Below are 9325 nucleotides of genomic sequence, written 5' to 3'. Positions count from 1 at the left end.
ACGGCCGGGCCCGCGCCCCCGGACATCGCACGTGCCGCAAGCGGCGCAAGGCCGCTCCGCTCCGCGGCCACGGCCCGACAGTCCGCCGGACGGGCACCGCGGGCCCGCCGCCGGACGGGCACCGCGGGCCCGGCGACGAGGTGGGCCCACTCCCCCGGAGAGGAGGGCCCGGAGAAGAGGGCCCGGAGAAGAGGGTTGTTCATCGCAACGGAAGCACATGATGAACAATCCCGGGGCTGCTGTAGTCGTCGGGACCGGCCCGCCCGTGACACCCCGGGCGGCACCACCGCGCGGACGGAGTGAGCCGGACCACGAACGGAAGCAACGACCGGGCGCGAGCTGTGCGAATGCTCCGGCGCCGACCACACCGACCGGGCCGACGGCTCGTGCGGCGCGCCCGCTCGCTTCCGGTGCGCCCCGTCCGCGCCGATCTCCGGTCCGCCCGACACCCGGCCGGTGAAGCCGGGATTCCGCAGCAGAACCGCATGAGGAGGAGCAACCTGTGAGACACACCCTGGCGTCCCGCTTCTTACCCCGCAGGGGCGGGCGGCGGCCGTTGGCATTCGCCGCCCTTGCCCCGGTGATGGCCGTCCTGGCCATGCTGCTCGCGCCGGCCACCGCGCACAGCGCCGATTCCCCGATCACCCCGGCCGCCGGCGCCGTCACAGCCAGCACCCACGACGGGAACGTGCCCGGGAACGTCGTGGACGGCGACTACGGCACCCGCTGGTCCGGCGAAGGGGACGGCGCCTGGCTGCAGTTCGACCTCGGCGCGACGATGACGGTCTCCCGCGTCGAGCTGGCGGTGCACAAGGGCACCACCCGGCAGAACGTCTTCCAGCTCCAGTACTGGAACGGGTCGGCGTGGGCCACCGTCCATGACGGCGAGACCAGCGGTACGACGACGGCCCTGGAGTCGTTCGGCTTCGACCCCGTTCAGACCTCGAAGGTCCGCTACCTCGGCCACGGCTACACCGGTGACGGCGAGGGCGACTGGAACAGCCTCACCGAGGTCGAGATCTGGGGCGGCCCGGCCGACGGTGACGGCGGCGGTGAGACCAAGCTCCCGTCCGACGTGCTCGATCTGAGCGACTGGAAGGTGACCCTTCCCATCGGTGACGACGAGGACCCCACCGAGATCTTCCAGCCCCAGCTCGCCACGTACTCCCACGACCCCTTCTTCCTCGTTCCCGAGCCCGGGGACGCCGTGCGGTTCCGTGCGCCCGTCAACGGCGTCACCACCAGCGGCTCCAGCAATCCGCGCTCGGAGCTGCGGGAGATGGAGAGCGGCGGCGGGGACGAGATCGAATGGTCCTCGACGTCCGGCACCCACACCATGACGGTCCGGGAGGCCTTCACCCACCTGCCCGAGGACAAGCCCGAGGTCGTCGGCGCCCAGATCCACGGCGGCGGCGACGATGTCACCGCGCTGCGGCTGGAGGGTTCGAAGCTCTGGATCACCAAGGACGACACCACCAACCACCACCTGATCACCGACGCCTACGAACTCGGCACGGTCTTCGAGATCAAGTACGTGGTGAGCGACGGCGAGATCGAGATCTACTACAACGGTGAGCTGGAGACCACGATCGGCCACTCCGACTCCACCAACTACTTCAAGACCGGCGCCTACACCCAGGCGCACTGCGGGAACTCCTCCCCGTGCAGCGCCGACAACTACGGCGAGGTCAAGATCTACGGGCTCGACGTCACGCACGGCGGCGACCAGGGAGCCGACCGGACGCAGGCCGCCGACCGGTACGGCTGGGGTACGCCGCTGCCGGTCTCGGACGAGTTCGACTACACCGGCGCGGTCGACCCCGCGAAGTGGGCCACGCCCTCCGGTGAGGTCGGCGGCACGGAAGGGTGCTGGGAGGGCCATGCCGGGAACGGCCGCCGGTGCGCGAAGAACAGCACCGTGGCGGACGGCATGCTGACCATGCGCGGCGAGGCCAACGGCGACACGGGATGGCTCCGGCAGAAGCGCGACGCCCAGTACGGCCGGTGGGAGATCCGGTCACGCTCGGAGAACACCGGCTCCAGCGGCGGCCTCTACCACGCACTGCACCTGATCTGGCCCACCGAGGGCAACCGTCTCGAGAACGGGGAGTACGACTGGGTCGAGTACTCCGACCCCGACGCGCAGTGCCTCACGGCGTTCCTGCACTATCCGGAGAGCCCTTCGGACAAGAAGGAACGCCGCGACCTCTGCCCGGTGGACATGAACGAGTGGCACAACTTCGCGTTCGAGTGGACCGCGGAGGCACTGGTCGGCTACGTCGACGGAGCCGAGTGGTTCCGCCTCTCCGGCGGCGCGGACTCCGACCGCGGTGACATCCAGTCGATGCCCTCGGGACACCTCAACATCCAACTCGACAACTTCACCGGCGACGGCGGCCTCCGGCCCGCGGTCTTCGAGGTCGACTGGGTGCGGGTCTACGAGTAGCGGACCCGGCGGACCGACACCACGTCAACGCCCGCCCCCGGGCAGCCCGCGCTGACGCTCCCGGCCGGGGCGGCCCGGCAACCGCCTCGGCCGGCCGCGCTCCCCGAGCCCGCCGGCAGCGCCGCGCAGGCGCCGCATCAGCAGCAGCGCGACGGCCGCGGTCGCCACTTCGCCGGTGGCCAGCGCGGTCCAGACGCCTCCGGTGCCCAGCCGGCCGAGGACGGCGATCAGCGGGACCTTGATCAGGAGCAGCGTTCCGATGGAGATCAGGTACGCGGGCGCCGGCCGGCCCAGTGACTGGGCGTAGGCCGCCACCAGCGGGCCGATCCCGGCGACGGTCAGCCCGACCGCGATGACCGGCAGTGCCTGTGCGGCGGCGGTGACGGTGCCGGGGTCGTTCAGGAACACCCCGGCCAGGGGTCTGGCCAGCGCGGCGAGGGCGGCGGCGGTGAGCAGTCCGTACAGGAGGGAGGCGAGCAGCGCGTAGTCGCGGGCTTTGAGGGCGCGGCCGGGCAGTCCGCGGCCGGTGTTGTAGCCGACGATGGGCTGCAGTCCCTGGCTGATACCGGTGTGCGGCATCATCACGAAGGTCTGCAGACGGGCGCAGACGGCGTAGGCGGCGAGCGCGGTGGCCGACCCGGTGGCCGCGAGCGTGGCGTTGACGAGGACGGCCAGGAGTGTCACACCGGTGCCGGCCAGGAACGAGGGCAGCCCGACGCCCAGCAGCGCGCGCAGCGTCGGACCGTGGGGCAGCAGGTCCCGCAGGCCGACCCGGTAGGGACGGCGGGCCTGCAGGAAGAAGAACCAGAGGCTCATCGCCGCGGAGACGGCCTGGCCGCCGACGGTGCCGAGCGCGGCACCCCGTACTCCCAGGCCGAAGCCGAAGATCAGCAGCGGGTCGAGGGTGATCTGTACGGCGACGGGCACGAGCCACAGCAGGGTGGAGAAGCCCATCCGGCCCTCGGCTCGCACCAGGCTGGAGAAGCCGGTGGACACCAGGGCCCCGCACAACAGCACCGCGGCGTAGGGGCGGGCGGTCGCGCGGAGTTCCCCGGTGGCGCCGAGCAGGGTGAGCAGCGGGTCGAGGAAGACCAGGCCGAGCACGGTGGTGGCGGTGGCGCAGGCCCAGAACAGCGCGAAGGAGTTGCCCGCCGCACGGGCGGCGGTCCGGTGGTCTCCGGCGCCCAGGGCACGGGAGATCAGGGAGGCGCCGCCCGCGCCGACGGTGGTGGACACCGCGCCGAGCAACAGCAGCAGCGGGGCGGCCAGGTTGACCGCGGCCATCGCGGTGTCGCCCACGCCGCGGCCGACGAACCAGGCGTTGGTCAGGGCGTAGATGCCGTACACGCCGACCGCGGCGGTGGTCTGGGTGCAGGCGCGCCACAGCAGCCGGCCCACCGGGTCGGTGCCGAGCCGGGTGGTGTGGTCCGCGGCGGCGGGCGTGGGGGCGGACGTCACCGGCGGGTGCGGCCGAGCAGGGCCATGGCTTCGTCGAGACGGCTGCGTGCCCAGTCGTACTGCCCGGTGTCGGTGTGCCCGCGGTACACCGTCTCGATGACCATGATCAGCAGCAGGTGCAGGCAGTACAGGCGGCGGCGTGTCTGCTCGGTCCCGGTCAGCCGGCCGTGACCGTAGCCGCGCATGAAGGGCGCCGGATCGCCGAAGGCGGCCAGCTGGGTTCCCGCGAAGCCGGCCTCGATCAGCGGGTCCCCGTAGAAGGCACGTTCGTGGTCGATGATGCAGACGATCCTGCCGTCGCGGACCATGACGTTGCCGTTCCACAGGTCCCACTCGACCAGCCGGGGTTCGGTGACCTCGTCGAGGCTGCCGGCGTGTTCGGCCACGGCCGCGCGCACGGTGTGGTAGTCCCAGCCGATGTCGACGCCGCGGCGCTCGCCGTCGGCCAGGACGTCCTCGGTCATGGCGGTGAACGCCTGCCGCCAGCCGGCATGGCCGGGTCCGGCCAGCGGGCCGAAGTGCGGGCCGCGGATCGAGTTGATCTCCCGGTTGGCGGCGCCGAGCTGCTCCATCAGGGCGGCGCGCTCGGCCGTGGGGAGCGTCTCGGCGATGACGGCGAGGTTGTCGGCGTCGATGTACGGCATGAAGAAGTAGTCCGCGTCGCACAGTTCGCGGCTCCGGTCGGCGAAGTCGACGGCGGGGACCGGCACGGTGGTCCGTGTGCGCAGCAGGTCCAGCACGGCCAGTTCGACCGACATGGCGCCGCGCTCGTAGGTCATCACCTCCACCGCGGGCGGCGGGGCGATCTTCAGGACGACCTCGGCACCGTCGCGCAGGCGGATGCGGTAGGCGACGTTGAACCAGCCGTGGCCCAGCTCGCTCACCCAGCCGTCCCCGGCCGGGATCCGCCCGGCCCCGTAAGCGCGCTCGGTCATGGCGCGCAGCACCTCGGGCGGCTGCCTGTTCTTGGTGATGCTCTCCACACCCGGTCCCCTCGTCCATGACGTCTCGGCGCGCCTGGCGCGGGGTGCGGGGCCCCGGCGCCAGATCGGTGCCACGGCCCGCGTGGGGCCGCCCGCGACATAATCGCCGCGTGTTCGAATTTTCTCCAGGAGGAGTGGACGTTCGTACGCGCTCGCGCCCGGGGCCGCCCGCACAACGCCTGGCCACGCCCGCCGTGCGGCTCCGCCCGCTCACCGGACGGGAGTTGGGATCGCGGGCCGGACAGCGAACCGCGCCGACCGGCCCGTGGCGCGCGGATGCCCGTGGGACGCGGTGTCAGGGCCGCGCCCCACGGGCGGTTCGGTGACCGCCGTCAGGCGGTGGTGATGCGCGTGACCGCCCGGGCGGTCAGCGCGCGGCCGTGCGGTGCGCCGTTGTCCAGGGCGCGGTGCAGCGTGAGCCCCTCGATCAGCGCGTCGAGCTGGCGCGCGGTGTCGGGGTCGAAATGCCGCTCCAGCAGCTGTCTGCTGCGGCCCATCCACGCCTGGGTGAGCTCCTGGTACTCCGGCCGCCGGGCGGCGAGGGTGTAGAGCTCCTGGGTGAGGATCAGGTCGCGGCGGGGTCCCTCGGAGAGCGTGTGCACCAGGTCGGTGACGGCCTCCCGCGCCTCGGCGGGGGTCCCGGCCCGGCTCAGATGCGTGTCAAGTACGGCCACGATCTGGTCCGCGAAGCGCGTGAACGCCTCTCGGAGCAGCTCGTCCATGCCGCTGAAGTGGTACGTCATCGAGCCGAGGGGGACGGCGGCGCGGGCTGCGATCTTGCGGTGGGAGACGCCGGCCACGCCTTCCTCCGCGATGTGGTCGAGCGTGGCGGCGAGGATGCGGTCGCGGCGCCGCGGGTCGGTGTGCCCGGTGGCCATCTCGGCGCGCCCTAGAGAGTGCGGATCGGCCGGGCGGGATTGCCGACGGCGACCACGTTCGCGGGGACGTCCCTGGTCACGACCGCACCCGCGCCGATCACACTGTTGTCCCCGATGGTCACCCCCGGGCAGACGATGACGCCGCCGCCGAGCCAGACGTTGTCGCCGAGGGTGATGGGGCGCGCCGCCTCCAGTTTGTCGCGGCGTGGCTGCGGCTCCAGCGGATGGGTGGGGGTGAGGAGCTGGACGTTCGGGCCGATCTGGCAGTCCTCGCCGATGGTGATCGCCGCGACGTCCAGCGCGGTGAGGTTGAAGTTCACGAAGGTACGGGCCCCGATGGTGATGTTGCTGCCGTAGTCGACGTACAGCGGCGGCCGCACGTGCGCCTCCTCGCCGACCGCGCCCAGCAGCTCGGCCAGCACGGGCCCGGCGGCGGCCGCGTCCTCGGCGTACGCGGCCTGGTAGCGGGCGGCCAGGCGTACGGCGCGCTGCTGGCGCTCGGCGATCTCGGGGTCGTCGGCGATGTAGAGGTCCCCGGCCCGCATGCGTTCCAGGTTGGTGCGCTCGTCCCGCGCGAAGTAGTCCGTCGGCATGGCCGCCACCGTACAGCGAAAGCGTACGAACGTACACTCCGGTGCGCGCGGGCCCGGCACGGCCCGACGGCGAGCGCTCCCGGTGCAGACCCGGGCGGCCGGTGAGGAAACGGGACGAGCCCGGGATCGAGGAGGCGGCCGCGGCCCGGCGGCGTCCGTCAGGCGCTGGCGCGGACGACCAGCCGGGTGGGCAGGATCAGCGGGGTGCGGTCCTGCCCGTTGACGAGCGCGGCGACCATGCGCGCCATCTCCCGTCCGAGGGCCTGTATGGGCTGGTGCACGGTGGTGAGCGGCGGATCGGAGGTCCGCGCGAGGGCCAGGTCGTCGAAGCCGACCACGGCGACGTCGTCGGGGACCCTCCGGCCGGCGCCTCCCAGCGTACGGAGCGCTCCCACCCCCATGTTGTCGTTGGCGGCGAACACCCCGTCCACGTCGGGGTGTTCCGCGAGCAGCGCGGCCATGGCTGCGGCACCGCTGCTCTCGGTGAAGTCCCCCTCCTGCGGCGGGAACGGGTCGAGACCGGCCGCCAGCACGGCGTCCCGGTAGCCGCGGTACCGGGCGCGTCCGGCCTCGGTGTCCAGCCGCCCGCAGAGCGCGGCCACCCGGGTGCGGCCGAGCGAGACCAGATACTCGACCGCCTCGCGCGCACCCCCGGCGTTGTCGACGTCCACGTACCAGCGGGGCGCCGGACCGACCGGCCGCCCGCCGAACACGACGGGCATCGCCGCCTCCTCGGCCGTCCGGGTCAGCGGATCGCCCTCGCGCAGCGCCATCAGCATCACCCCGTCGGCACCCTTGGACCGGAAGAGCTCCTCCACCCGCTTGCGGCCCCGGTCCGAGGCGGCCAGACACAGCATCAGGTGCAGGTCGGCCTCCTCCAGGGCGGCGGACGCCCCGACGATCACCTGGGCGAAGAACGGATCGGCGAAGATCGAAGGGTCCTCCCCCGAGACGACCAGGGCGGCCGCCCCCGTCTGCCGGGTGGCCAGCGCCCGGGCGGTCGGGTTGGGCACGTATCCGAGCTGCCGGACGGCCCGTTCGACCGCCTCGCGTTTGGCCCGGCTGACGTGCGGGGCGTTGTTCAGGGCCCGCGAGGCCACGGAACGGGACACACCCGCGAGCCCGGCCACCTCGTCGAGCGTCGGCTGCCGACGCGGTCCATCCTCTGCCATGAACCCGATCCTCTCCCGGTCGGCCGGACGGCGTCCCCGTCCTTGCCCGCACGGTCGCACCCGCCTGCCGACCGGAGCCGGCACACCGGAAGATTCCGCCGCCGAACTGGGACCGCTTCCAGTTGTACGGCATTCTCCTCCAGTCGCATGACCAGCCCACATAGCTGGCCTCTTGACAGCGGAAACAGTGCGGGACAACGATACCGGTCACATACCAAGGTTCGACGTTGGGAGCGCTCCCACTTGGGACCGCTTCCAGTTTCCGCCGAATCCTTGCGCGAGTCGTCCCCACCGGGACGCCCGTCGCCGGGCGGCCGGGCGGGGCCGTCGGACCACCGCACTTCCTTCAGCGCGCCGAACGCTCGGGACGAGGACGGGCGGCGCGTCCCTGCCAGGAAACCGAGGTACAGACATGCGCCGCAGACTCCGCACCCTGGCGGCATCGCTCTTCGCCCTGCCGCTCGCGTTCGCCGCCGCCCCTCCCGCCCACGCGGCCGACCCGACCACCATGACCAGCGGGTTCTACGTGGATCCCGACTCCAGCGCCAAGCAGTGGACCGCCGCCAACCCCGGCGACGGCCGGGCGGCCGAGATCGACTCCGCGATAGCCAACACCCCGATGGCCCGCTGGTTCGGCTCCTGGAGCGGCGCCATCGGCCCCGCCACCGGAGCGTACGCGGGCGCCGCGGACAGCCAGGACAAGCTGCCCGTCCTGGTGGCCTACAACGTCTACAACCGCGACTACTGCGGCGGGCACTCCGCGGGCGGAGCCGCCTCGCCGTCCGCCTACGCGAGCTGGACAGCCGAGTTCGCCGGCGGCATCGCCGACCGCCCGGCCCTCGTCATACTCGAACCGGACTCCCTCGGGGACTACGGATGCATGACGCAGGCACAGATCGACGAGCGCGAGGCCATGCTCACCGGCGCCCTCTCCGAGTTCAGCCGCCAGGCCCCCAACACCTGGGTCTACCTCGACGCCGGCAACCCGGGCTGGGCCAACGCGGCGACCATGGCCCAGCGGCTGCACGGGGCCGGCCTCCAGCAGGCCCACGGCTTCTCGCTGAACGTCTCCAACTACTTCACGACGGCCGAGAACACCGCCTACGGCAACGCCGTCAACAACGAACTGAGGGCCCGCTACGGCTACACCAAGCCGTTCGTCGTGGACACCAGCCGCAACGGCAACGGTTCCGACGGCCAGTGGTGCAACCCCTCGGGCCGCCGCATCGGCACGCCCACCCAGCTGGGCGGGGGCGCCGAGATGCTGTTGTGGATCAAGGCGCCGGGTGAGTCCGACGGAGACTGCGGAGTCGGGGCCGGCTCCTCCGCGGGCCAGTTCCTCCCCGAGGTGGCCTACAAGATGATCTACGGCTACTGAGGCCGGCCGGTTCCGGCCCCCAGGCTCCCGTGGCCCGTTGGAAACCTGCTCACCGCCGGGCCACGGGCGCCGCTTCCGGGACGATCGGCCCCCGTCCGCACGCACCGGTCGGCACCCCGTGCCGACCGGTGCCGCCGTGCCCGGAAACCACCTGCCGAATGCGTGGTTGCCGACGCCTACCCGCCGCGCCCGCTCAGGAGGCGCACTGCTTGAGCACCGGCCCCAAGAGCTACGGGACGTACGTTCACCGCCGTCAGCATCTGGCGCTGCCGCCCGTGCGGGGAAACCGGGTGTGACGCCGAGCAGGCCGGGCGGGAGCGGTACGGGGTGGCGGTCGACGGTCGCAGCAGGTGGCGCAGGGGCGCTGCCGTCAGTCGCAGCCACTCGATCGTCCAGCGAGAGCAGCCCGTCGGCGAT

7 protein-coding genes are annotated in these 9325 nt (G+C 72.6%); 2 read left to right on the top strand and 5 right to left on the bottom strand.

Translation table 11 applies throughout. The features are described from left to right. The first annotated feature begins 502 nt into the window (after positions 1-502). Entirely contained in the window at positions 503-2446 is a 1944-nt protein-coding gene (locus tag GCU69_RS13670; protein ID WP_235978454.1) for a polysaccharide lyase family 7 protein, read from the top strand. 24 nt (positions 2447-2470) lie between these two features. Here GCU69_RS13670 and GCU69_RS13665 read toward each other — a convergent pair whose 3' ends face one another. The 5 genes from GCU69_RS13665 to GCU69_RS13645 form a co-directional block, all read right to left on the bottom strand. After that, on the bottom strand, positions 2471-3904 hold the full coding sequence (locus GCU69_RS13665; protein WP_156206206.1) for an MATE family efflux transporter: 1434 nt from the start codon (positions 3902-3904) through the stop codon (positions 2471-2473). Beyond that, a complete protein-coding gene (locus GCU69_RS13660; RefSeq protein WP_156206205.1) occupies positions 3901-4887 on the bottom strand; it encodes a phosphotransferase family protein in 987 nt (328 codons plus the stop codon). Before GCU69_RS13660 ends, GCU69_RS13665 begins: the two co-directional genes overlap by 4 nt. 332 nt (positions 4888-5219) lie before the next feature. Next, complete coding sequence (locus tag GCU69_RS13655; RefSeq protein WP_098753185.1) at positions 5220-5765, bottom strand: TetR/AcrR family transcriptional regulator; 546 nt, start codon at positions 5763-5765, stop codon at positions 5220-5222. Between the two features lie 11 nt (positions 5766-5776). After that, the gene (locus GCU69_RS13650) at positions 5777-6358 is read right to left on the bottom strand and encodes a sugar O-acetyltransferase (RefSeq protein ID WP_156206204.1); all 582 of its coding nucleotides are present in this window, start codon (positions 6356-6358) and stop codon (positions 5777-5779) included. 158 nt (positions 6359-6516) lie between these two features. Further along, positions 6517-7530, bottom strand: a complete 1014-nt coding sequence (locus tag GCU69_RS13645) for a LacI family DNA-binding transcriptional regulator (RefSeq protein ID WP_098753183.1) — start codon at positions 7528-7530, stop codon at positions 6517-6519. 412 nt (positions 7531-7942) lie between these two features. Here GCU69_RS13645 and GCU69_RS13640 point away from each other — a divergent pair, with 412 nt between their 5' ends. Continuing rightward, positions 7943-8908, top strand: coding sequence for a glycoside hydrolase family 6 protein (locus tag GCU69_RS13640; RefSeq protein WP_098753182.1), 966 nt, complete (start codon positions 7943-7945; stop codon positions 8906-8908). The last annotated feature ends 417 nt before the right edge of the window (positions 8909-9325 follow it).

This window comes from Streptomyces lycii, assembly GCF_009735685.1.
In the GTDB taxonomy this organism is placed as follows: Bacteria; Actinomycetota; Actinomycetes; order Streptomycetales; family Streptomycetaceae; genus Streptomyces; species Streptomyces lycii.
The sequence above is the reverse complement of the archived record's forward strand: the minus strand, read 5'-3'. Positions and strand labels throughout refer to the sequence as shown.